Here is a 21,855-nt window from a genome sequence, read left to right as displayed (position 1 = left end):
CTCCTCCCGGGTGCGTGCGTACAGGCCACAGGGCATCTACGGCGATGCGGGGTGCGCGCGTCAAGAGGCGGCCACCTCCGCGCCGCCATCCGTTACCCAGCCGGTACTCCCGCCGCATATCGTCACCGTGCCGCCACCCGGCGTGCGGATCACGCACGGTGTCCGCCCGCGGCCGGATCGTTATGCTCAAGTTCCCCTCAGAAGTAATGACGCTGGTCGCGGCGCATGCCTACTGTCCTCCCCAATCGAGGAGGACGGAGCGAACCGCCGATGAGCGAAGTATCGGTGACCGAGAACGCCGGGGGTCCCGCACCCGCGGCGGACCGGCTGGTCGTGCTGGACCACGTGAACAAGCACTTCGGCGCGCTGCACGTGCTCCAGGACATCGACCTGACGATCAACCGCGGTGAGGTCGTCGTCGTGATCGGGCCCTCGGGCTCCGGCAAGTCGACGCTGTGCCGCACGATCAACCGCCTGGAGACCATCGACTCCGGCAGCATCACGATCGACGGGAAGCCCCTGCCCCAGGAGGGCCGCGAACTGGCCCGGCTGCGCGCCGACGTGGGCATGGTCTTCCAGTCGTTCAACCTCTTCGCGCACAAGACGGTGCTCGAGAACGTGATGCTGGGCCAGACCAAGGTGCGCCGGACCGACAAGGCGAAGGCCGCGGAGAAGGCCCGCGCGCTGCTCGACCGGGTCGGCGTCGGCACCCAGGCGGACAAGTACCCGGCGCAGCTCTCCGGCGGTCAGCAGCAGCGCGTGGCGATCGCCCGCGCGCTGGCGATGGACCCGAAGGTGATGCTGTTCGACGAGCCGACCTCCGCGCTGGACCCGGAGATGATCAACGAGGTGCTGGACGTGATGCAGCAGCTCGCCCGGGACGGCATGACGATGGTCGTGGTCACCCATGAGATGGGGTTCGCGCGCTCCGCGGCGAACCGGGTCGTCTTCATGGCGGACGGCCGCATCGTCGAAGAGGCCGAGCCGAACCAGTTCTTCAACAACCCGCGCAGCGAACGCGCCAAGGACTTCCTGTCGAAGATCCTGCATCACTGAGGCCGCGGTTGGGCCCTCTCCCTTGCCATCACTTGCTGAACCAAAGGATGTTCACCATGAGGATTCGTAAGACTGCTGCGGCCGGCGCCATGGTGCTCGCGCTGGCGGCGACGGCGACCGCCTGCGGCGGCGAGTCGGGCACGGCGGGCGACAAGCCGGCCGGCGGCGACGTGTTCAGCAAGGACTACAAGGTCGCCGCCACCCCGAAGATCGACTCTCCGGTGCTGAAGAAGGCCCAGGCGGCCAAGAAGCTCGTCATCGGGGTCAAGGCCGACCAGCCGTTCCTCGGTTTCAAGGACCCCGGCACCGACAAGTACTCCGGCTTCGACATCGAGATCGCCAAGATGGTCGCCGCCGACCTGGGCTTCTCCACGAAGCAGATCCAGTTCAAGACGATCGACTCCAACGTCCGCGAGACCACCATCTCCAACGGCGACGTCGACTACTACGTCGGTACCTACACCATCAACGACGAGCGCAAGAAGCAGGTCGGCTTCGCGGGCCCGTACTACACGGCCGGCGCTGACCTCCTGGTGCGCAAGGACGACAAGAGCATCACCGGGCCGGACGCCCTCAAGGGCAAGAAGGTCTGCTCCATCACCGGCTCCACCCCGCTCCAGGAGATCAAGAAGCCGAAGTACGGCGCCAAGACCACCGAGCTGGGCAAGTACTCGGACTGCGTGAAGGTCCTGCTGGACGGCGGCGTCGACGCGGTCACCACCGACGACGCGATCCTCAAGGGCTACGCCGCGCAGCGCCCCGAGAAGCTGCGGGTCGTCGGCAAGCCCTTCACCAAGGAGCCCTACGGCATCGGCATGAAGAAGGACGACAAGGCCCTGCGTGACGCGATCACCAAGGCCCTGGAGGACCACATCAAGAACGGCGACTACAAGAAGGCCTACGAGGGCACCCTCGGCAAGTCGGGCTCCAAGTACGTCGCCCCGGAGACCCCGCTGCCCCGCTACTGAGGCACCCCGGAACCTCCCCTGACGACCGCGCCGCCCCGTACGCCCGCCGCGGCGGGTGCACGGGGCGCGCGCTCGTCACCCGCTTCCCGGCCCGTGGGCCGCCCCCCGCCGCCGACCCGATGACCGCAACCGCGGAGACCCCATGAACGTACTCCTCGATTATCTGCCCGAGTTCCGCGACGGATTCCTGGGCACCCTGGCGATCACCGCGTCCAGCGGGCTGCTCGCCCTGGTGCTCGGCGTGCTCATAGCCGGCTTCCGGGTCTCGCCGATTCCGCCGCTGCGCGCCTTCGGCACGGGCTGGGTGACGGTCCTGCGCAACACCCCGCTGACGCTGCTGTTCCTCGTCGCGTTCTTCGTCGTGCCCCAGATCCTCTTCCAGGGCGCCAGCCCCTTCGTGCTGGCCACGCTGGCACTGGGCTTCTACACCTCCTCCTTCGTGTGCGAGGCGGTGCGCTCCGGCATCAACACCGTGCCGCTGGGCCAGGCGGAGGCCGCCCGCAGCATCGGCATGACCTTCACCCAGACGCTGCGCCTGATCGTGCTCCCGCAGGCCACCCGCACCGTGCTCGCCCCGCTGAGCAGCATCCTGATCGCGCTGACGAAGAACTCCGCGATCGCCGGGGCGTTCAGCTTCGCGGAGCTGTTCAGCGTCTCCAAGCTGCTCAACGACAAGGGCTACACGGTCGCCTGGATCTTCCTGTGGACCGCGCTCGGCTACCTCGTCATCACCTTCTCCATCAGCGGCCTCTTCCGGCTGCTGGAGCGCCGGATGGGAGTCGCCCGATGAGCGGCGCGCGCGGCAGCACAGGGCACGGCACGACGCGGGCGCCGCACGGCGGCGGCGCGGAACGAAGCGAGGTATCGGCATGAGCGGCGCCAGCGTTCTCTACGACGTCCCCGGGCGGAAGGCGAAGGCGCGCAACCGCGTCTACACCGTCCTCGGCTCCCTCGCGCTGCTCGGGCTGCTCGCGTTCGCCTTCCTGCGGCTGAACAGCCGGGGGCAGCTCGACCCCGAGGTGTGGAACATCTTCAACAACGCCGGTGTGCGCACCGGCATCCGCGACGGCGTCCTGACGACCCTCCAGGTCTTCGCGGTGGCGGCGGTGCTGTCGCTGGCGCTGGGCGCGCTGCTCGCGGTGGCCCGGCTCTCGGTGCACAAGCCGGTCAGCTGGCTGGCGACCTCCTTCATCGAGCTGTTCCGCGCCGTCCCGCTGCTGATCACGATCTACGCGGTGTGGGTGACCCTGCTCGCCAACCGCGACAGCCTCGGGCTCGGCGGCAGCGGGCCGCAGTTCTGGGCGCTGGTCATCGGGCTGACCGTCTACAACGGTGCGGTGCAGGCCGAGGTGCTGCGGGCCGGCATCAACGCCGTGCCGACGGGGCAGCGCGAGGCCGCCTACGCGCTGGGCATGAGCAAGACGCAGGTCATGGTGACGGTGCTGATCCCGCAGGCCGTCCGGGCGATGCTGCCGACGATCATCAGCCAGCTCGTGGTGACCCTGAAGGACACCTCCCTCGGCTACATCATCACCTTCGAGGAACTGCTCTTCACCGCCCGGCAGATGAGCACCAACATCATCGTCAACGGCAACGACACCTACGTTCCGGTCATCATCGTCACCGGCAGCATCTATGTCGGGATGTGCCTGGCACTGTCCTCCCTCGCCAACTGGATCGAGCGGCGCGGCCGCCGCACCCGGACCGGTATCGCGGTGGCCTCGGCCGGGGAGCCGGTGACGGCCGCCGACGCGATGGAGGTGGCCGAGGCGGTCCCCGGCGGGCCGGCGGCCAAGCAGGACTGAGTCCGTCCGCGGCTCCCGGCCGGCCCCCGAGGGCACGACCGGGAGCAGGGGGGCGGCCCCGACGACGCGGCGGAGTGCCGCGGCCGGGACGGGTCCCTTCGGAGGCGGTGGCGGCGGCGCCACCGCCTCCGTCACTTGACGCGAGCGGCCGCAGTGGGTTGCATACGCTGTGTGATCGTGCACCGGGCTCCAACTGCCAGTTCCCGCCTGTCCCGTACGTACCAGCGGCCGCGGGGAGCTGCGCCGTGGACCCGGTGATCGTCGTCGGGGCCGGCCCGGTCGGCCTCTCCGTCGCGCTCGCGCTCACCCGGCTCGGCGTCCCCTGCGTCGTCCTCGACGAGACCACCGGCCAGGAGGAGACCCGGCCCGCCCGCACCGCCGTGCTCCGCCCGGACACCGCCGCGTTCGTCGCACGGCTCGGCTGCGCCGGCGCCCTGGAGACCGACGGCACCCACTGGACCGCCTGGCGCACCATGCGCCGCCGCCGGCTGCTGGAGCGCGTCGCCTTCGCCCCGCCGGCCCCGGACGCCCCGGAAGGCCCCGCCACCGCCTCCCCGCTGCACCTCCCCCAGCACGCCCTCACCCGCGCACTGCGCGCGGCCCTCGCCCACGAGAAGCTCGCCGAGGTCGTCACCGGCAGCCGGCTCGCCGCCCTCGAACAGGACGAGCACGGCGTCAGCGCGCAGACCCGCGGCCCCAACGGCACCTGGTGGCGCGGCAGTTACCTGATCGGCTGCGACGGCCCCCGCTCGACCGTCCGCAAGCTGCTCGGCATCCGCTTCCCGGGCCGGACGGCCGTCGAACGGCATGCGGTGGCCGCGCTGCGCTGCGAACTCCCCTGGCCCGGCGAGGCCCTGCTGCACCGCTCCCCGCCCCGGCACGGCGGCGGACCGGGCAGCGAGGTCTCCGCCCGTCCGCTGGCCGGCCACCTCTGGCGGCTGGACTGGCTGCTGCCCCCGGGGCGGGAACTGGTCACCCCGGACGCCCTGGTCGCCCGGATCCGCGACTCCCTGGCCGGCTGGACCGCCGACGCCCCGGCGGACGCCGACGACGAGACCGGCGAGGCGAACGGCGGACCCTCCGCACGCGGCCGCGGCCACGCCCGGCAGGTGCCGCCCTACGAACTCCTCGACACCGGGGTGCACACCGTCCACCACCGGCTGGCCCGGAGCTGGCGGGAGGGCCGCGCCTTCCTCGCCGGGGACGCCGCACATCTGCTGGGCGCGCTCGGCACCCAGGGCCTCGACGAAGGCCTGCGGGATGCCGAGAACCTCGCCTGGAAGCTGGGCCTGGCCTGGCACCACGGCGCCTCCGAGCTGCTGCTCGACAGCTACCAGGCCGAGCGCCGGGGCGCGGTCGCGGCCCGGCTGCGCGCCGCCGACCAGGCGCTGCCGCTGCTCCGGGACGGCGGCGCCGCCCGCTGGCGCACGGTCCTGCCCGGCGCGGTGCGCGGCCGCAGCACCCTGCTGACCGACGGCCACCTGGGCCGCGGACCGCTGGGCGCACCGCCGGTCTACGCCCGCACCCCGCTGGCACCGCCCGCCGAGCACACCGCCGGCCCGCCCGTCGAGACGCTGCCCGGCGCACCGGTCGCCGAGGTGACGGTGACCGCGTCCGACGGCTCGGTGGTGCGGCTGCGCGAGCGGCTCGGCCGCGGGCTGCTGGTGCTGCTGGTGGCGCCCGGCACCGGCGTGTGGGACCGACGGCACTGGCAGTCGGCGGGCCTGATGCCCCGGTTGGCCGAGGCGGTCGAGGCGCTGCCGATGGACGCCGAGATCCTGGTCACCGAGGCCTATCCGGGGGCGGCCGCGCACACCGTGCTGCTGGTCCGGCCGGACGGCCATCTGGTCACCGCGCTGTCCGGTGTCCGCCCGGCCGACATGGCCGCCTGCGCGGACGCGGTACGGGGCGGCGCGCACGGCCGGGCGGCCGCGGCGGACCGCTCCCGGCGGTCCGACGACACCGGGGAGACCCCGGCCTCCGGCGACAGCGGGGCCGGGCAGGGCGAGGATTCCGCGGTTGACCCTGTGGGATCCTCCGTGCTTCACTCCGAGAATGACTGACCACAGCTCGCGATTCTGGCGGAGGGTCCATCTCGACCTGGTCCGCTACGCGGGCTGCATGTGTCGCCCCTCCTGTTGATCCGCTTCTTCTCCCCCGCGCGACCGCCCGCACCCCTCCGGCGGCCGCGCCTCTTCGCGATCACTCAGGACGGTTTCCGTGCCCGACGTACGTACCCCCGCACGCCCGCACGCCCCCGGTCATGACGGCGGGCCCAGCGCGGCCGAACTCCTCGACTTCGTCCGCCGCAGCGCCGCGGACCCGGACCTCATCGCCGCACTCCCCCTCGACCCCGAAGGCCGTACCTGGATCCGGCTGAACGGGCCGGGCGGCAGCGAGGCCTGGCTGATCGGCTGGCCGCCCGGCACCGGCACCGGCTGGCACGACCACGGCGGCTCGCACGGCGCCTTCGCCGCCGCCTCCGGCGAGCTGACGGAGCAGTCGCTGGCCGCGGAGCTGCCCACCGCGGGCTGGAAGACGCTGGAGCTGGCCGACGACGTGGACCGGGAGCGCAGGCTGGGCGACGGCGACGGCCGGGCGTTCGGCCCGCACCATGTGCACCAGGTGCTCAACATCTCCCCCGACACCCATGCGGTGTCGGTGCACGCCTACTACCCGCCGCTGCCGCTGATGCGCCGCTACAGCCGCACCGGGGCGGTACTGCGGGTCGAGGCGGTCGAGCAGCCCGAGGAGTGGACATGAGCGCGGTCGACGAGCTGCTGGCGCAGGCCCGGCGGGAACTCGGCCACCGGGTCGGGCCCCGGGAGGCGGCCGCGATCCAGGAGGCCGGCGGACTGCTGGTGGACATCCGCTACGCCGAGCTGCGGGAGCGCGACGGCACCATTCCCGGCGCGCTGATCGTCGAGCGCAACGAACTGGAATGGCGGCTCGACCCGACGGGCGCCCACCGCGCCCCCGAGGCCATCCATCACGAGCTGCCGGTCGTGGTCATCTGCAACGAGGGCTACGCCTCCAGCCTCGCCGCCCTCTCCCTGCGCCACCTGGGCCTCCCCCACGCAACCGACCTCACCGGCGGCTTCCAGGCCTGGCGCGCGGCGGGGTTGGCGGTGAAGGGGGGCTGAGGGTGGGGTGAGGGTGGGGTGAGGGTGGGGTGAGGGTGGGGTGAGGGTGGGGTGAGGGTGAGTTGGATGGGGTTAGTCGGGGTGCGGTGGGGTTAGTCGAGGTTAGGCGGGGCTGATGTCCGGTGGGGGCCTCCCCCTCCCCCCTCCCCGCCCCTCCTCCCCCTTTCGTGGTGCGCGCACCGGCACCCCGTGGTGCACACCGTCACCTCGTCGTGCGCGCCGTCACCTCGTGGCGCGCACCATCACCTCTTGGCGCGCAGGCCGTGCTCCTCCAGGAGGTCCGGGTCCTCGCCTTCCTCTTCCAGGGCCTGCTTGACGACGCGGAAGGCGAGGCCCTCCCCATAGCCCTTGCGGGCCAGCATTCCGGCCAGTCGGCGCATCCGTTTCTCACGGTCCAGGCCCCTGGTGGCCCGCAGCTTGCGGTCGACCAACTCCCGAGCGGTGGACTCCTCCTGCTCGGAGTCGAGGCGGCCGACGGCCTCCTCGATGACGGTGGAGTCCACCCCCTTGGTGCGGAGTTCGCGGGCCAGGGCGCGGCGGGCCAGGCCCCGCCCGTGGTGGCGGGAGTCCACCCAGGCATCGGCGAAGGCCGCGTCGTCGATCAGGCCGACGTCCTCGAACCGGGACAGCACCTCTTCCGCGACGTCCTCGGGGATGCCCCGCTGGTGCAGGGCGTCCCCGAGCTGCTTGCGGGTCCGCGGGCTTCCGGTGAGCAGGCGCAGGCAGATGGCCCGTGCCTGCTCCTCGGGCGTACGCGGTGGTCCCGACTCGGCCCTCGACGAGGAGGGACCACCGCTGTCCTCACGGCCACGACGGCCCCTTCGGCCGCTACGGGTCTCGGCGTCGCCGGCAGCTCCACCGGGGGGATCCCCGCTGTCCGGCCATTCCGTTCGCCGTGTCATGGCGGGCTAGCTCTTGGCCGCGGCGGCCTTGGAGCCCTTGGCGGCCTTGACCGCCGGCGCCGGAGCTGCGGCGGCCGGCTCGCCCGCCGCCACCGTGGCGTCCGCACCCGGGTCCGCCGCCAGCTCCTGCGGCTTCACGCCGATGCCGAGCTTTTCCTTGATCTTCTTCTCGATCTCGTTGGCGAGATCCGGGTTGTCCTTGAGGAAGTTGCGGGCGTTTTCCTTGCCCTGGCCGAGCTGGTCGCCCTCGTAGGTGTACCAGGCGCCGGACTTGCGGATGAAGCCGTGCTCCACACCCATGTCGATCAGGCCGCCCTCGCGGCTGATGCCCTGGCCGTAGAGGATGTCGAACTCGGCCTGCTTGAACGGCGGGGAGACCTTGTTCTTGACGACCTTGACGCGGGTGCGGTTGCCGACCGCGTCCGTGCCGTCCTTGAGGGTCTCGATGCGGCGGATGTCGAGGCGCACCGAGGCGTAGAACTTCAGCGCGCGGCCACCGGTCGTGGTCTCCGGCGAGCCGAACATCACGCCGATCTTCTCGCGGAGCTGGTTGATGAAGATCGCGGTGGTCTTGGACTGGTTGAGCGCGCTGGTGATCTTCCGCAGCGCCTGGCTCATCAGCCGGGCCTGGAGGCCGACGTGGGAGTCGCCCATCTCGCCCTCGATCTCGGCCCGCGGCACCAGGGCGGCGACGGAGTCGATCACGATGAGGTCGAGCGCGCCGGAGCGGACCAGCATGTCCGTGATCTCCAGGGCCTGCTCGCCGTTGTCCGGCTGGGACAGGATCAGGGAGTCGGTGTCCACGCCGAGCTTCTTGGCGTACTCGGGGTCGAGGGCGTGCTCGGCGTCGATGAACGCGACGGAGCCGCCGGCCTTCTGGGCGTTCGCGACGGCGTGCAGCGTCAGGGTCGTCTTACCGGAGGACTCCGGTCCGTAGACCTCGATGACGCGGCCGCGGGGAAGGCCGCCGACGCCGAGCGCGACATCAAGGGCGGTGGAGCCGGTGGGGATGACCTCGATGGGTTCGTTCGGCCGCTCCCCCATGCGCATCACGGCGCCCTTGCCGAATTGCCGTTCAATCTGTGCGAGTGCGGCGTCCAGCGCCTTCTCGCGGTCGGTGCCTGCCATGGGTTCCACCCGATTTGCTTGAGTCGATCGCTTCACGTCCATGACGCTAACGCCTGCCACTGACAATGCGCCCGGACCCGGCTCCGGCCTGTGGATAACTCCGCGGAACACCCGAGGACACAGGCCTGACCTCCAATGAGAATGGATGTTCGATTTTGGTGTCAAGCGACACCCCGCACCCGGCCGTCGGCACCGCCGACCCGTGATACCGAAGGCCGAGCCGGGTCACCGAGCGTGCGGGGGACCGGAGCGCGGCGGAGCCGTCAGCGGACGGCGCCCTGCCCCTCTCCCTGCGCCGCCGGGTCCCCGTCCGCCTCCCGGTCCTCCAACGGGGACGACGGCTGGTCGGCGCGCAGGGTCCGCCGGACCCGGGCCAGGGCCCTGGCGCCGCGTCCGCGCCTGCCGAGGACCCGCAGGTCGTCGGTGACCTCGTAGCGCTTGACGTAGGCGCCGAGGAAGGCCTGCAGCGTCGCCGTCGCCGGGATGGCGATCAGCGCGCCCACCGCCCCCATCAGGGCCGTACCGGCGACGACCGATCCGAAGGCGACGGCGGGATGGATGTCCACCGTCCTGGCGGTGATCCGCGGCTGCAGGAGGTAGTTCTCGAACTGCTGGTAGATCACGACGAAACCGAAGACCCACACCGCGTACCAGGGGTTGACGGTGAACGCGATCAGGATGGGCAGGGCGCCCGCGAGGTAGGTGCCGATAGTCGGTATGAACTGGGAGACCAGCCCCACCCAGATCGCCAGCGCCGGGGCGTACGGCACACCGAGGACCTCCAGCAGGACGTAGTGCGCGACGCCGGAGATCAGCGCCATCAGCCCGCGGGAGTAGAGGTAGCCACCGGTCTTGGCGACCGCGATCTCCCAGGCGCGCAGTACCTCCGCCTGGCGGTGCGGCGGCAGCACGGAGCACAGCGCACGGCGCAGCCGGGGGCCGTCGGCTGCGAAGTAGAAGGAGAACAGGGCCACGGTCAGCAGGTTGAACAGGCTGCCCAGCACCGTCGCGGAGACCGCGAGGACGTTGTTGGCGCTGTCCTGGACGTACTTCTGCAGCCAGTCGGACTTGAGCAGGTTGTTCTGCACCTCGACCCGGGACAGATGGGTGTGCAGGGTGTTGTTGGTCCAGCTGATGAGGGAGTCCAGGTACTGCGGGAACTCCTCCACCATGGTGGTGATCTGCCCGGCGAGCATCGAGCCCAGGAGCGCGAAGAATCCGGCGGCGGCCACGAGGATGCTCAGGAAGACCAGGCCGGTGGCCAGCCCGCGCCGCATGCCCCGGGCCGCCATCCAGTCGACGGCCGGTTCGACGGCCAGCGCGAGGAAGAACGCGATCAGCACGTTCAGCAGCAGGGTGATCAGCTGGTGGAACCCCCAGGTGGCGAGCTGGAAGCAGGCCACCAGGGCGAGCGCGAGCACCATGGCGCGCGGCAGCCAGGGCGGCATCCGCGTATCGGGCCGGCCCTCGGGGCGGGGGACGTCGTTGCTGATCTCATCTGGCTCGGGCACGGAGCCCAGTGTTGCGCACCGCGGGGACATCCCCCGCCCCGACCCATGTGATCCGGCCGTCGAAAACCGCCCGCCGGTCCGCTTTCCTCCCAGGTCAGGGCCCTGGAATCGGCTGGCCGGCGGCGCCGCTCAGCGCCTCTCGGGCGGCACGTCCATCACGGAGCAGACCACCCGCCACACCTCCTTGGCGCTCCACCCCGCGTCCAGCGCCTCGTGCACGGTCCGGCCGCCGAGCCCGGACATCACATGATCACGTGCGAAGGAGTCGGCGTAGCCGGCACCGAAGTGCTCCGCCATCCGCTCCCAGAAGATCGTCAACCGCATGAATTCTGCTCCGTACCCGCTCTGACCTGCATCTTCCATCCCCTCGCACCCCGCGCGGGCGTACCGGTCCCCGCGCGAGCCGCGCGTCTGCCTGCACCCAGCATCCCTGGCGGCGCGGCCCCGGGCGTCATCGGTGGGCGGGACGTCCCGGTATCCGCCCGCTCGGGAGCCCGCTCCCGGGACCGGACCGTGGCCGACCCGCCCCTGGGCGTCCGCCGCTCCCCCGGAGACGGCGAAGGGCATCAAAGGACGTCAACCGCATGCCTTCCGGGTCCGCCCTGGGAGGGCACCCGTGCGCGACCAGGTACCCACAGGGGCTTTCCGCCTTACGGTCGGGCCATGGCCGACAACGCAAGCCCCCCTTCGACGCCTCTGGCGCGCGCCGAACACTTCATCTGGCTGACCGCCCGGGTGCTCGAGCAACGGCTCTTCGAGTACCACTTCCTCGGCGGCGGGCCCGACTCGGTCGAGACCGCGCTCGCCGCGTACCGCAACGACGACGACGGATTCGGTCACGCCCTGGAGCCCGATCTCCGCGGTCCGGTCAGCCAGCCGCTGCACACCGCGCACGCCCTGAAGGTGCTCGATCTGATCGGCCGCTGCGACGGCCGCCAGGTCGAGCGGATCTGCCGCTATCTGACGAAGATCTCCACCCCCGAGGGCGCGCTGCCGGCGCTGGACCCCTCGCAGCGCGGCTATCCGGCCGCGCCCTGGATCCCGGTGGTCGACGATCCGCCGAGCGCGCTGCTGGCCACCGGCCCCGTGGTGGGGGTGCTGCACCGCAACGAGGTGTGGCACGCCTGGCTGTTCCGGGCCACGGACTACTGCTGGGCGGCCGTGGAGTCGCTGGAGGAGACCCATCCGTACGAGGTCGAGGCGGCGCTGGCCTTCCTGGACGGCGCCCCCGACCGGCCGCGCGCGGCCGCCGCGGCGCGGCGCCTCGGCCGGCTCGTGCGGGACCAGGAGCTGGTCCTGCTCGACCCGGCGCGGGCCGCCGAGGTCCCGGTGTCCCCGGGGTACGCCCCCGGGGAGCACCACCTGGCGTACGACTTCGCCGCCGCCCCCGGTTCGCTGGCCCGGGGCTGGTTCACCGACGAGGAGATGGACCGGGCGCTGGACCACCTCGCCGCGCTCCAGGAGGAGGACGGCGGCTGGCCGGTCAACTGGCGGGTGTGGGCCCCCGGGACGGCGCTGGAGAGCCGCCCGATGGTGACGCTCAGGGCGCTGCTGACCCTCCGGGCGTACGGCCGCCCCGTGGGCTGAGCGCTCAGCCTCCCAGGGCCCGCACACCGGCGGTGACCACCACGGCGCCCGCGACGACCAGGAGGAACGGCGCCCGCAGGACGAGTGCCAGGGCCGCGGCGGCCACCCCCGCGGCCCTGGCGTCGAGCACCGGATACCGGCCGTCGCTGAGGGTCTGCTGGGCGGTGAGCGCGGCCAGCAGGGCCACCGGCAGCAGCGCGGCCAGCCGTTTGACGAGCGGGCGCTCCAGTACGCCGGCCGGCGCCGCCAGGCCGAGGTACTTGACCAGGTAGCAGCCGACGGCGGTGGCGGCGATCGCGATCCAGACGTTCATGCCCGGTCCTCCCCGGTGGTGCGGTCGGTCGGCGTGGCCCCGTCCTGGAGGGGCGGTGGCGTCCCGGTGCCGTCCGGGCCGGTAGCGGGGCGCTCCGTCCCGTCCGCCTCCCTCGTGCGCCCGCGCCACCCCTGCCCCAGGAGGACGGCGGGTGCGGCGAGCGCGGAGAGGAGCACCGGGACGCCGGTGGGCAGCAGCGGGAGCGTCACCATGACCAGCACCACGGCGAGGCCCGCCGTGCTCCGCTCGACGGCGGTCGTGAGCTTCGGCGCGAGCAGTGCCAGGAAGACCGCGGGGCCGGCCGCGTCCAGTCCCCAGGCGTCGGTGTCGCCGAGTGCTCCGGCCCCGAGGGCGCCGAGGAGGGTGGTGAGGTTCCACAGGACGTACAGCGTCAGCCCGGTGACCGTGAAGCCCAGCCGGGCGGTGCGCCGGTCGGGCTGGGCCAGGGTGACGGCGGTGGTCTCGTCGATGACCCAGTGGGCGGCGAAGGGTTTGACCGCGGTCCGGTAGCCCAGGACGGCGGACAGCCGCAGCCCGTAGAAGGCGTTGCGCGCGCCCAGGAAGAAGGCGCCGGCCGCGGCGGTGAGCGGGTTGCCGCCCGCCGCGAGCGCGCCGACCAGGGCGAACTGCGACGCCCCGGTGAACACCAGCAGGCTGAGCGCGCAGGTCTGCAGCAGGTCGAGCCCGGCGCCGGCCGAGGTCACGCCGAAGGCGAATCCGGAGAGGCCGACGGCGACGCCGACGCCGAGCGCGTCCCGGATGACGGCGGAGTCGGGTTTCACGGGCGCGCCCGGCGGCTGCGCTGCCCGCCCCGGGGTGCGTATCTCTGTCTGTTCTGGCACGCCCCGGACATTAGGAGCCGGTGCCCTCGGCCGTCTTGTACGTTCTTGCGCCCGGGGTGAGCCGCCCGTCGTCGGCGGCCTGTGTGCCGCCCGGCTGTGCCGCGCGCTCCCTGCGGTAGGCGCCCGGGGGCACGCCGACGATGCGGGTGAAGTGGCGGTTGAGGTGGGGCTGGTCGGTGAAGCCGACGGCGACGGCCGCGTCGGCGGGGGCGCTGCCGGCTTCGAGGAGGCGGCGGGCCCGGCGCACCCGGGCGTCGGTGAGCCAGGTGTGCGGCGGCATCCCGTAGGCGTCCCGGAAGGCCCGCAGCAGCGCGAACGGGCCGGTACCGAGCTCCTCGGCCAGCCGCTCCAGGGAGGGTGGGGCGGCCATCCGCTCCTCCAGGACGGTCCGGGCGCGGGCGGCGGTGCGGGCGCCGGCGCTGCGGGGCGTGCGCGACGGGAGCGGGCCTCCGTAGCGGCGCAGCAGCCGGGCCACGAGGAGCCGCAGCAGGCTGTCGGCGGCGAGCGCGTCGCCGGCCTCGGCGGCCCGGTGGACCTCGGTGATCAGGTGGCCCAGGTGCGGGTCCTCGGCGACCGTCCGGTCGAATCCCGGGGTGCCGCGCAGCCCCGTGATCTCCTCGGCGATGCCGGCGACGAGCCCGGAGGAGGGGTAGAGCGTGGCGTAGGTCCAGCCCTCGGGGGCGCCGGCCCGCGCGGAGTGCGCGACCTCCGGGTTGATCATGATGATGCCGCCGCGGCCGCCCCGGACGGTGCCCTGCCGGAGCCCCACCTCCTCGACCCCGGAGGTGACCGCGCAGACGACATACCCCTCGTGGGCGTGGCGGGGGAAGGAGTGCCGGACGTAGCGGGCGCGCAGCAGATCGAGTCCGGGCAGCCCGGCGTGGCGCCAGTGCCGCGCCCACTCCTCGCGCGCCCGCGGCGTGACGCCCAGGCCGGGTTCGCCGCCGGCCGCACCGTCCCCACCGGCCATGACCATGCGGCCATTCTGCGTCCGGACCTGGGCCGCCGGTCCCGCCTGTCCGCGATGTGAGCGGCCGGGCGGGCGCGCGGGCGGGGCCTCGTTGTCAGTGGTCCGGTGCACGATGGGGAACATGGCCGACGCAGCGCTCGATTCGTTCTCGCCCGCGACCCGCGGTTGGTTCGCCGGGGCGTTCAGTGCGCCCACCGCCGCGCAGGAAGGTGCCTGGCGGGCGATCGGCGCGGGCTCGGACGTCCTGGTGGTGGCGCCGACGGGATCCGGCAAGACGCTCGCCGCCTTCCTCGCCTCCCTGGACGCGCTGGCCAGCACTCCCCCGCCCGCCGAGGCGAAGAAGCGCTGCCGGGTGCTGTACGTGTCGCCGCTCAAGGCGCTGGCGGTCGATGTGGAGCGCAATCTGCGCAGTCCCCTTACGGGCATCCGCCAGGAGTCGGTCCGTCTAGGGCTGCCGGAGCCGGACCTCACGGTCGGCATCCGCTCCGGGGACACCCCGCCCGCCGAGCGCCGTTCGCTCGCCAACCGCCCGCCGGACATCCTCATCACCACCCCCGAGTCGCTGTTCCTGATGCTGACCTCCTCGGCCCGGGAGGCGCTGGCGGGCGTCGAGACGGTGATCGTCGACGAGGTGCACGCGGTGGCCGGCACCAAGCGCGGCGCGCACCTCGCGCTGTCCCTGGAGCGGCTGGACGAGCAGCTGGACCGCCCGGCGCGGCGCATCGGGCTGTCGGCGACGGTGCGGCCCGTGGAGGAGGTGGCCCGCTATCTCTCGCCGCAGCGCCGGGTGGAGATCGTCCAGCCGGAGTCCGGGAAGCGGTTCGACCTGTCGGTGGTCGTCCCGGTGGAGGACATGGGCGAACTGGGCGGCTCGCCGGTCCAGGAGGGCGAGACCGGCGAGAAGCCGTCCATCTGGCCGCAGGTCGAGGAGAGGATCGCCGATCTCGTCCAGGCCCACCGCTCCACGATCGTCTTCGCCAACTCCCGCCGCCTGGCCGAGCGCCTGTGCAACCGCCTCAACGAGATCGCCTACGAGCGGGCGACGGGAGAGGCCCTGCCCGAGCACCACTCCCCCGCCGAGCTGATGGCGGAGGCCGGCGCCGCCAAGGGTGCGCCGCCGGTGCTGGCCCGCGCCCACCACGGGTCGGTGTCCAAGGAGCAGCGCGCCCAGGTGGAGGAGGACTTGAAGGCCGGCCGGCTGCCCGCCGTGGTCGCCACGTCCAGCCTGGAGCTGGGCATCGACATGGGCGCGGTCGATCTGGTCGTCCAGGTGGAGTCCCCGCCGTCGGTGGCGTCCGGGCTCCAGCGCGTCGGCCGGGCCGGGCACCAGGTCGGCGCGGTCTCGACGGGCATCGTCTTCCCGAAGTACCGCGGTGACCTGGTGCAGGCCGCGGTGGTCACCGAGCGGATGCGGTCGGGGGCGATCGAGGCGCTGCGGGTGCCGGCCAATCCCCTGGACGTGCTCGCCCAGCAGCTCGTCGCCATGACCGCGATGGAGACCTGGGACGTCGAGGAGCTGCTGGCCGTCGTCCGGCGGGCGGCGCCCTTCGCCGCGCTCCCCGAGTCGGCGTTCACCGCCGTATTGGACATGCTCGCCGGCCGCTACCCCTCCGACGCCTTCGCCGAACTGCGGCCGCGCCTGGTGTGGGACCGCGTCGCACGGACCGTCACGGGCCGTCCCGGAGCCCAGCGGCTGGCCGTCACCTCCGGCGGCACGATCCCCGACCGCGGCCTCTTCGGGGTGTTCCTGGCGGGCAGCGACTCCGGCAAGGGGGGTGGGCGACGGGTGGGGGAGCTGGACGAGGAGATGGTCTACGAGTCCCGCGTCGGCGATGTCTTCACGCTCGGCACGACGTCCTGGCGCATCGAGGACATCACCCGCGACCGGGTGCTGGTCACCCCCGCCCCCGGGGTGCCGGGCCGGCTGCCGTTCTGGAAGGGCGACCAGCTCGGCCGCCCCCTCGAACTGGGCCGTGCGCTCGGCGCGTTCCTCCGGGAGGTCGGCTCGCTCGGCCCCGATCAGGCCCACGACCGGCTGTCCGCCGCCGGGCTGGACGACTGGGCGGTGTCCAATGTGCTGAGCTATCTCGCCGAGCAGAAGCAGGCCTGCGGCCACGTCCCCGACGACCGCACGATCGTCGTGGAGCGCTTCCGCGACGAGCTGGGCGACTGGCGGGTGGTCATCCACTCCCCGTTCGGCGCGCAGGTGCACGCCCCCTGGGCGCTGGCGCTGGGGGCCCGCCTCGCCGAGCGCTACGGCATGGACGCCCAGGTGATGCACGCCGACGACGGCATCGTGCTGCGGCTGCCCGACGCCGACCTGATGGGCCTCGACCTCCTCGACGGCGACACCGGGTTCGACCCGGCCGCCGACCCGGGCCTGCACGGCCGCGGCACGGAGTACGACCCGGAGCAGTCCCCGGTGGGTGCCGCCGATGTCGCCTTCGACCACGGCGAGGTCGATCAGCTCGTCACCGACCAGGTCGGCGGGTCCGCGCTGTTCGCCTCCCGGTTCCGCGAGTGCGCCGCCCGGGCCCTGCTGCTGCCGCGGCGCAGCCCCGGCAAGCGCACCCCGCTGTGGCAGCAGCGGCAGCGGGCCGCCCAGCTCCTCCAGGTGGCGAGCGAGTTCGGGTCGTTCCCGATCGTGCTGGAAGCCGTCCGCGAATGCCTCCAGGACGTCTTCGACGTACCGGGCCTGACGGAACTGATGGGCGACATCGAGGCCCGCCGGGTCCGCCTGGTGGAGGTCACCACCCCCGAGCCGTCCCCGTTCGCCCGCTCGCTGCTGTTCGGCTATGTCGCCCAGTTCCTGTACGAGGGCGACTCCCCCCTCGCCGAGCGCCGCGCCGCCGCCCTTTCCCTGGACTCCCGGCTGCTGGCCGAACTGCTGGGCCAGGCCGAGCTGCGCGAGCTGCTGGACGCCGAGGTGCTGGCCGAGCTGGAGCGCGAGCTGCAGTGGCTGACGGAGGACCGGCGGGTCAAGGACGTCGAGGGGGTGGCCGATGTACTGCGGGTGCTGGGCCCGCTGACCGACGAGGAGCTGACCGGGCGGGGCGCGGATCCGGCGTGGGCCGGTGAGCTGTCCGCCGCCCGCCGCGCCATCCGGGTGCGGATCGCCGGCGCCGACCGCTGGGCCGCCGTCGAGGACGCCGGCCGGCTCCGCGACGCCCTGGGCACGGCGCTGCCGGTCGGCGTCCCGGAGTCGTTCACCGAACCGGTCAAGGACCCGCTCGGCGATCTGCTGTCCCGCTACGGCCGCACCCACGGCCCGTTCACCTCCGAGCAGGCCGCCGCCCGCTTCGGTCTCGGCACGGCCGTCACGGACGGCGCGCTGCACCGCCTCGCCGCCGCCGGCCGGGTCGTCCAGGGGGAGTTCCACCCCGCGGGCATCGGCCAGGAGTGGTGCGACGTCCAGGTGCTGCGCCGGCTGCGCCGCCGCTCGCTGGCCGCCCTGCGCGAGGAGCTGGAGCCGGTACCGCCCGCCGCGCTCGCCGCCTTCCTCCCCCAGTGGCAGCACGTCGGCGCCCCGCGCCCGGCCGCGGCGGGCGGCGCCCCGGCGGCCTCCGGCGGCCCGTCGCACGCACTGCGCGGCATCGACGGCCTGGCGCGCGCCGTCGAGCAGCTCCAGGGCGCACCGGTTCCGGCCTCCGCCCTGGAGAAGCTGGTGCTCCCGTCCCGCGTCGGCGGCTACACCCCCGCGCTGTTGGACGAACTCACCGCCACCGGCGAGGTGGTGTGGGCCGGCGCGGGTGCGCTCCCCGGGAAGGACGGCTGGCTCTCCCTCCATCTCGCCGACACCGCGCCGCTGCTGCTCCCGCCGCCGCTCCCGCTGGAACTCTCCGCGCTGCACGAGTCGTTGCTGACCGCCCTCGCCCCCGGGTACGGCCTGTTCTTCCGCCAGCTCGCCGACCAGGTCCGCGCCACCACCCACCCCGAGGCCACCGACCCGCAACTGGCCGACGCGCTGTGGGAGCTGGCCTGGTCGGGCCGGCTGACCAACGACACCCTGGCCCCGCTGCGCGCCCTCCTCGGCTCGGGCCGGACCGCCGGCTCCACCGCCCATCGCGCCCGCCGCGCCACCCCCCGGGGCCGCTGGGGGCACTCCGGTGGCGCGGGCCGCGGCCTGCGCCCCACCGCCTCCCGGTCCGGGCCGCCGACCGTCGGCGGCCGCTGGTCGCTGCTGCCCGCCGCCGAGCCGGACCCCACCCACCGCGCCCACGCCCTGGCCCGTGCGCTCCTGGACCGGCACGGCATCGTCACCCGCGGCGCGGTCGCCGCCGAGGGCGTCGAGGGCGGCTTCTCCGCCGCCTATCGCGTCCTGGCCGCCTTCGAGGAGTCCGGGCAGGCCCGCCGCGGCTATGTGGTGGAGGGGCTGGGCGCCGCCCAGTTCGCGATGGACGGCGCGGTGGACCGGCTGCGCGCGGTCAGCACCCAGCGGGAGCGCACCGCCGACGAGGCGCTGCCGGACGGCGGCCCCCCGCCGGCCCGGCGCGGTGGCCCGCAGCGCGCCGTCCTGCTGGCCGCCGCCGACCCCGCCAACGCCTACGGCGCCGCCCTGCCCTGGCCCGAGCCGCCCGAGGGATCGACCCACAAGCCCGGCCGCAAGGCGGGCTCCCTGGTCGTCCTGGTCGACGGCGAGCTGACGCTCTACATGGAGCGCGGCGGCAAGACCCTGCTCCTGTGGCCCCTGGGGCACGATCCAGCGGTCGCCGCCTCCGACCCGCGCGTCCTGCTCGCCGTCGAGGCCCTCACCGGCGCCGCCCGGGCCGGCGCCCTGGGCACCGTCACCACCGAACGCATCAATGGCGGCTCCGCCCTCACCTCCCCCTTCGCGGCCACCCTGGAGTCCGCCGGCTTCCACCCCACCCCGCGGGGCCTGCGGCTGCGGGGGTGAGGTCCGCGGCGCCGCGATACGGTCCGCGCCCGGCCCGCGCACGCCGCCTCCCGGCATGATGGGGGCATGCCCGAAGGCGACACCGTCTGGCGCCTGGCCCAGCGGCTGCACGAGGCGCTGGCCGGCCACCCGCTGACCCGCTGCGACCTGCGCGTGCCGCGGCTCGCCACGGTGGATCTGACCGGTCGCCGGGTGCTGGAGGTGGTCCCGCGCGGGAAGCATCTCCTCACCCGTTTCGAGGGCGGCCTCACGCTCCACTCCCATCTGCGGATGGACGGTGCATGGAAGATCTACGCCCCGGCCGAGCGCTGGCGCGGCGGCCCCGCCCACCAGATCCGGGCGATCCTCGGCACCGCCGGACACACCGCCGTCGGCTACCGCCTGCCCGTCCTCGACCTGCTGCGCACCGCCGAGGAGTCACAGGTCGTCGGCCATCTGGGACCCGATCTCCTCGGCCCCGACTGGGACCCCGCCGAGGCCCTGCGCCGTCTGTCCTCGGACCCGGCACGGCCGCTCGGCGAGGCCCTGCTCGACCAGCGCAATCTCGCCGGGATCGGCAACGTCTACAAGTGCGAGCTGTGCTTCGTGCTGCGCGCCTCCCCCTGGCTGCCGGTCGGCCGGCTGCCCCGCCCCGAGCGCGTGCCCGCCCTCGCCAAGAAGCTGCTGGAGGCCAACAAGCGGCGCCCCGCCCGCGTCACCACACCCAGCGCCCGCCCCGATCGCCGGCTCTGGGTCTACGGCCGGGCCGGCCGCCCCTGCCGGCGCTGCGGAACGGCGGTCCGGAGCGCCGACCGGGACCCCACCGCCGAGGAACGTGTCACCTATTGGTGCCCCACCTGCCAGCCCGACCCTCCGGGCGCCGCCGCCGACTGACCCGCAACGCCCCGCTCCGATGCCGACCGACGCCTTCCCGTCAACGAAGGAGACCAGGCAGGGTCAGGCTCGGAACGAGGAGCCTGCCGTCACCACTGCGCCGGGACCCGAGAGCCGTTCGACGCCGCACCCCGTGCCGCACCCGACCACCCTTGCCTCACCCAGCCACCCCTGCCTCACCCCTCACGCTCCCCAGGACTCCCCGGATCCCCCACCCGCCCGCCGACATCGCCCTCCCCGTCGCCACCGCCCCGCGGCCCGACCTCGAACCCCCCGGCACTCACCGACCCCCAGGAACCCCCTCGCCCCCTGCCCCCCAGCCCCACGCGCGCCAGCACCCGGCGGAATCTGCCGCTCCCCCGGTCCGTCCACGGAACGCAGTGCACCGGCAGCAGGCTGAGCCCCCAGCCGCCCAGGACGACGGCCCCTTCGACCACCCCCGCCGACTGCGGCCACAGCACCAGCCGGACCGCGGCCCACCACCACAGCCCCCCGACGACGGCCGCGGATATCCAGCGCCCCGGTACGGCCCGCGGCTGCCGGCCGGCCCGCCCGCGGGCCGTGACGTCACGCCACCCCATGGCTGCCTCCTCCGGCCGACGCTAGACGGGACCCGCCGCCCGGCGGGAGGGCGCACCGGGGCGTTCCCGGCGCGTGGACGGTCTCGCACGCCCGCGAGGAGCCGCCGCGAGCGGGACGGACCGGGCCCGGACGGCCCGGCGGCGGGCGAGGCGGTCCGTCAGTGGGCCTCGGCCTGGAACATCCAGTGGTGCTTCTCCAGGTCGGCGGTCAGGCCGATGAGGAGGTCCTGGCTGACCGGGTCCGGATCCGCGGTCGCCTGGATCCGCTCCCGCATCCGGCCGATGACCGCGGACAGTGCCTCCACCATCGCCCGCACCACCTCGACGTCCTTGATCCAGCCGTCCCCGATCTCGCTGATGCCGCTGGTCTTGGCGACGGTGGCGGCCCGCCCGTCGGGCGGCACCCCGATCGCGGACGCCCGCTCGGCCACCGTGTCGGCGTGCGTCCGCGCGCTGGCGACCACGTCGTCGAGCTGGAGGTGCACCGAGCGGAAGCGCGGACCGACCACGTTCCAGTGCACCTGCTTGGCGACGAGGGAGAGATCCACCAGGTCCACCAGGGCCCCCTGGAGGGCACGCCCGACGATGCCGCGGCCCTCGTCGGAGAGTGTGCTCTTGACCACAGACATCCAGATACTCCTTTTTGGGCGATTCTTCCGATTTTGTCATCGTACAAATGAATCGCCCGGGAGGAGCGGCCGAGGAGGCCCGGCAGGACGCCCCCGCTGCGCCGCACACCCGCGCCCCGGTGGGCAGCACGAAGCCCCGGCGGGGTGCTGCCCGCCGGGGCTTCGATGCGTACGAACAGGGGTGTCAGGCCGCGACGACATCCACGACGTCGGCCGGGGACTTGATGGTCACGCGGTCCTCGGGCACACCGGCCAGGGACGTGACGGACACCGCGTTGAGCTTCGGCCGTACCGGTGCGGGCACCGGGTCGCTCGCGGCCGCGGACGCTGCCAGCTCGGCGAGCGCGAGCTCGTCGCTGACTTCCCGCATGAGCTCGGACATGCGCACGTCCAGCGCGTCACAGATCGACGAGAGCAGCTCGGAGGACGCCTCCTTCTGCCCCCTCTCGACCTCGGACAAATAGCCGAGCGATACCCGGGCGGAGGAAGAGACCTCGCGCAGGGTTCGGCCCTGGCGCTGACGCTGTCGGCGCAGCACGTCACCCAGCAGGCGACGAAGCAGAATCATCGCTGGCTCCCTCCTCGGACCTCGGATCCGGATCCTTCTCGCCCCACCGTACCGCCTCGGGCCGTACGCGTGCCGGGCGCAAGTA

At 73.5% G+C, this 21,855-nt stretch carries 21 protein-coding genes; 11 read left to right on the top strand and 10 right to left on the bottom strand.

Annotation, left to right across the window (positions count from 1 at the left end; genetic code table 11):
- The first annotated feature begins 270 nt into the window (after positions 1 to 270).
- The 8 genes from IEY78_RS04455 (at position 271) to IEY78_RS04425 (ending at position 6,972) form a co-directional block, all read left to right on the top strand.
- Positions 271 to 1,056 (top strand): amino acid ABC transporter ATP-binding protein, encoded by a 786-nt coding sequence (locus IEY78_RS04455; protein ID WP_189096238.1) that lies wholly within the window; start codon positions 271 to 273, stop codon positions 1,054 to 1,056.
- Positions 1,057 to 1,112: 56 nt separating this feature from the next.
- Positions 1,113 to 2,024: a glutamate ABC transporter substrate-binding protein gene (locus IEY78_RS04450; protein WP_229699706.1), complete on the top strand. Its 912-nt coding sequence runs from the start codon at positions 1,113 to 1,115 to the stop codon at positions 2,022 to 2,024.
- Between the two features lie 142 nt (positions 2,025 to 2,166).
- Positions 2,167 to 2,814, top strand: a complete 648-nt coding sequence (locus IEY78_RS04445; protein ID WP_189096237.1) for an amino acid ABC transporter permease — start codon at positions 2,167 to 2,169, stop codon at positions 2,812 to 2,814.
- A 79-nt stretch (positions 2,815 to 2,893) separates the two neighbouring features.
- A complete protein-coding gene (locus tag IEY78_RS04440) occupies positions 2,894 to 3,829 on the top strand; it encodes an amino acid ABC transporter permease (protein WP_189096236.1) in 936 nt (311 codons plus the stop codon).
- Between the two features lie 245 nt (positions 3,830 to 4,074).
- On the top strand, positions 4,075 to 5,892 hold the full coding sequence (locus IEY78_RS04435) for an FAD-dependent monooxygenase (protein ID WP_189096235.1): 1,818 nt from the start codon (positions 4,075 to 4,077) through the stop codon (positions 5,890 to 5,892).
- On the top strand, positions 5,885 to 5,971 hold the full coding sequence (locus tag IEY78_RS35085; RefSeq protein WP_311044721.1) for a putative leader peptide: 87 nt from the start codon (positions 5,885 to 5,887) through the stop codon (positions 5,969 to 5,971). The genes IEY78_RS04435 and IEY78_RS35085 overlap by 8 nt, the downstream gene beginning before the upstream one ends.
- A gap of 78 nt (positions 5,972 to 6,049) precedes the next feature.
- Positions 6,050 to 6,592: a cupin domain-containing protein gene (locus IEY78_RS04430; protein WP_189096234.1), complete on the top strand. Its 543-nt coding sequence runs from the start codon at positions 6,050 to 6,052 to the stop codon at positions 6,590 to 6,592.
- Positions 6,589 to 6,972, top strand: coding sequence for a rhodanese-like domain-containing protein (locus tag IEY78_RS04425; protein ID WP_189096233.1), 384 nt, complete (start codon positions 6,589 to 6,591; stop codon positions 6,970 to 6,972). Before IEY78_RS04430 ends, IEY78_RS04425 begins: the two co-directional genes overlap by 4 nt.
- A 242-nt stretch (positions 6,973 to 7,214) precedes the next feature.
- On the opposite strand, the gene recX is transcribed toward IEY78_RS04425, so the two are convergent.
- The 4 genes from recX to IEY78_RS04405 all read right to left on the bottom strand — a co-directional run bounded on the left by recX (position 7,215) and on the right by IEY78_RS04405 (position 10,837).
- Positions 7,215 to 7,874: a recombination regulator RecX gene (recX, locus tag IEY78_RS04420; protein ID WP_189096232.1), complete on the bottom strand. Its 660-nt coding sequence runs from the start codon at positions 7,872 to 7,874 to the stop codon at positions 7,215 to 7,217.
- Between the two features lie 6 nt (positions 7,875 to 7,880).
- Positions 7,881 to 9,002: a recombinase RecA gene (recA, locus tag IEY78_RS04415; RefSeq protein ID WP_189096231.1), complete on the bottom strand. Its 1,122-nt coding sequence runs from the start codon at positions 9,000 to 9,002 to the stop codon at positions 7,881 to 7,883.
- A gap of 263 nt (positions 9,003 to 9,265) precedes the next feature.
- Entirely contained in the window at positions 9,266 to 10,543 is a 1,278-nt protein-coding gene (locus IEY78_RS04410; protein WP_189096230.1) for an AI-2E family transporter, read from the bottom strand.
- Positions 10,544 to 10,642: 99 nt separating this feature from the next.
- On the bottom strand, positions 10,643 to 10,837 hold the full coding sequence (locus tag IEY78_RS04405; protein ID WP_189096229.1) for a DUF3046 domain-containing protein: 195 nt from the start codon (positions 10,835 to 10,837) through the stop codon (positions 10,643 to 10,645).
- 339 nt (positions 10,838 to 11,176) lie between these two features.
- Between IEY78_RS04405 and IEY78_RS04400 the strand changes: the two genes are divergently transcribed.
- Positions 11,177 to 12,100, top strand: a complete 924-nt coding sequence (locus IEY78_RS04400; protein ID WP_189096228.1) for a hypothetical protein — start codon at positions 11,177 to 11,179, stop codon at positions 12,098 to 12,100.
- Positions 12,101 to 12,104: 4 nt separating this feature from the next.
- Here the strand turns inward: IEY78_RS04400 and IEY78_RS04395 are convergent, their stop codons facing one another.
- Genes IEY78_RS04395 through IEY78_RS04385 form a run of 3 tightly spaced genes read right to left on the bottom strand, consistent with a single transcriptional unit; the run spans position 12,105 to position 14,225 of the window.
- Complete coding sequence (locus IEY78_RS04395) at positions 12,105 to 12,413, bottom strand: AzlD domain-containing protein (RefSeq protein ID WP_189096227.1); 309 nt, start codon at positions 12,411 to 12,413, stop codon at positions 12,105 to 12,107.
- Positions 12,410 to 13,255, bottom strand: a complete 846-nt coding sequence (locus tag IEY78_RS04390; protein WP_189096226.1) for an AzlC family ABC transporter permease — start codon at positions 13,253 to 13,255, stop codon at positions 12,410 to 12,412. The genes IEY78_RS04395 and IEY78_RS04390 overlap by 4 nt, the downstream gene beginning before the upstream one ends.
- A gap of 10 nt (positions 13,256 to 13,265) precedes the next feature.
- The gene (locus IEY78_RS04385; protein ID WP_373294070.1) at positions 13,266 to 14,225 is read right to left on the bottom strand and encodes an AraC family transcriptional regulator; all 960 of its coding nucleotides are present in this window, start codon (positions 14,223 to 14,225) and stop codon (positions 13,266 to 13,268) included.
- Positions 14,226 to 14,346: 121 nt separating this feature from the next.
- Between IEY78_RS04385 and IEY78_RS04380 the strand changes: the two genes are divergently transcribed.
- Complete coding sequence (locus IEY78_RS04380) at positions 14,347 to 19,119, top strand: Lhr family helicase (protein WP_189096224.1); 4,773 nt, start codon at positions 14,347 to 14,349, stop codon at positions 19,117 to 19,119.
- A 66-nt stretch (positions 19,120 to 19,185) separates the two neighbouring features.
- Complete coding sequence (locus IEY78_RS04375) at positions 19,186 to 19,992, top strand: DNA-formamidopyrimidine glycosylase family protein (protein ID WP_189096223.1); 807 nt, start codon at positions 19,186 to 19,188, stop codon at positions 19,990 to 19,992.
- A 176-nt stretch (positions 19,993 to 20,168) separates the two neighbouring features.
- Here IEY78_RS04375 and IEY78_RS34170 read toward each other — a convergent pair whose 3' ends face one another.
- The 3 genes from IEY78_RS34170 to IEY78_RS04360 form a co-directional block, all read right to left on the bottom strand.
- A complete protein-coding gene (locus IEY78_RS34170; RefSeq protein WP_229699705.1) occupies positions 20,169 to 20,573 on the bottom strand; it encodes a hypothetical protein in 405 nt (134 codons plus the stop codon).
- 158 nt (positions 20,574 to 20,731) lie between these two features.
- Positions 20,732 to 21,202 carry a Dps family protein gene (locus IEY78_RS04365; RefSeq protein WP_189096222.1) on the bottom strand — a complete coding sequence of 157 codons (471 nt, stop codon included), beginning with the start codon at positions 21,200 to 21,202 and terminating at the stop codon, positions 20,732 to 20,734.
- A 184-nt stretch (positions 21,203 to 21,386) separates the two neighbouring features.
- Positions 21,387 to 21,770: a helix-turn-helix domain-containing protein gene (locus IEY78_RS04360; protein WP_189096221.1), complete on the bottom strand. Its 384-nt coding sequence runs from the start codon at positions 21,768 to 21,770 to the stop codon at positions 21,387 to 21,389.
- Positions 21,771 to 21,855: the final 85 nt, after the last annotated feature.

This window comes from Streptomyces kronopolitis, from assembly GCF_014646275.1.
Lineage (GTDB): Bacteria > Actinomycetota > Actinomycetes > Streptomycetales > Streptomycetaceae > Streptomyces > Streptomyces kronopolitis.
This window is presented reverse-complemented; position numbering and strand designations above follow the sequence as displayed.

What these genes read in the sequence shown, in the direction of transcription:
- IEY78_RS04455 (WP_189096238.1), top strand. Translation starts at nt 271, where the DNA reads ATGAGCGAAGTATCGGTGACCGAGAACGCCGGGGGTCCCGCACCCGCG.
- IEY78_RS04450 (WP_229699706.1), top strand. Translation starts at nt 1,113, where the DNA reads ATGAGGATTCGTAAGACTGCTGCGGCCGGCGCCATGGTGCTCGCGCTG.
- IEY78_RS04445 (WP_189096237.1), top strand. Translation starts at nt 2,167, where the DNA reads ATGAACGTACTCCTCGATTATCTGCCCGAGTTCCGCGACGGATTCCTG.
- IEY78_RS04440 (WP_189096236.1), top strand. Translation starts at nt 2,894, where the DNA reads ATGAGCGGCGCCAGCGTTCTCTACGACGTCCCCGGGCGGAAGGCGAAG.
- IEY78_RS35085 (WP_311044721.1), top strand. Translation starts at nt 5,885, where the DNA reads ATGACTGACCACAGCTCGCGATTCTGGCGGAGGGTCCATCTCGACCTG.
- IEY78_RS04425 (WP_189096233.1), top strand. Translation starts at nt 6,589, where the DNA reads ATGAGCGCGGTCGACGAGCTGCTGGCGCAGGCCCGGCGGGAACTCGGC.
- recX (WP_189096232.1), bottom strand. Translation starts at nt 7,874, where the DNA reads ATGACACGGCGAACGGAATGGCCGGACAGCGGGGATCCCCCCGGTGGA.
- recA (WP_189096231.1), bottom strand. Translation starts at nt 9,002, where the DNA reads ATGGCAGGCACCGACCGCGAGAAGGCGCTGGACGCCGCACTCGCACAG.
- IEY78_RS04410 (WP_189096230.1), bottom strand. Translation starts at nt 10,543, where the DNA reads ATGTCCCCGCGGTGCGCAACACTGGGCTCCGTGCCCGAGCCAGATGAG.
- IEY78_RS04405 (WP_189096229.1), bottom strand. Translation starts at nt 10,837, where the DNA reads ATGCGGTTGACGATCTTCTGGGAGCGGATGGCGGAGCACTTCGGTGCC.
- IEY78_RS04400 (WP_189096228.1), top strand. Translation starts at nt 11,177, where the DNA reads ATGGCCGACAACGCAAGCCCCCCTTCGACGCCTCTGGCGCGCGCCGAA.
- IEY78_RS04395 (WP_189096227.1), bottom strand. Translation starts at nt 12,413, where the DNA reads ATGAACGTCTGGATCGCGATCGCCGCCACCGCCGTCGGCTGCTACCTG.
- IEY78_RS04385 (WP_373294070.1), bottom strand. Translation starts at nt 14,225, where the DNA reads ATGGCCGGTGGGGACGGTGCGGCCGGCGGCGAACCCGGCCTGGGCGTC.
- IEY78_RS04380 (WP_189096224.1), top strand. Translation starts at nt 14,347, where the DNA reads ATGGCCGACGCAGCGCTCGATTCGTTCTCGCCCGCGACCCGCGGTTGG.
- IEY78_RS04375 (WP_189096223.1), top strand. Translation starts at nt 19,186, where the DNA reads ATGCCCGAAGGCGACACCGTCTGGCGCCTGGCCCAGCGGCTGCACGAG.
- IEY78_RS34170 (WP_229699705.1), bottom strand. Translation starts at nt 20,573, where the DNA reads ATGGGGTGGCGTGACGTCACGGCCCGCGGGCGGGCCGGCCGGCAGCCG.
- IEY78_RS04365 (WP_189096222.1), bottom strand. Translation starts at nt 21,202, where the DNA reads ATGTCTGTGGTCAAGAGCACACTCTCCGACGAGGGCCGCGGCATCGTC.
- IEY78_RS04360 (WP_189096221.1), bottom strand. Translation starts at nt 21,770, where the DNA reads ATGATTCTGCTTCGTCGCCTGCTGGGTGACGTGCTGCGCCGACAGCGT.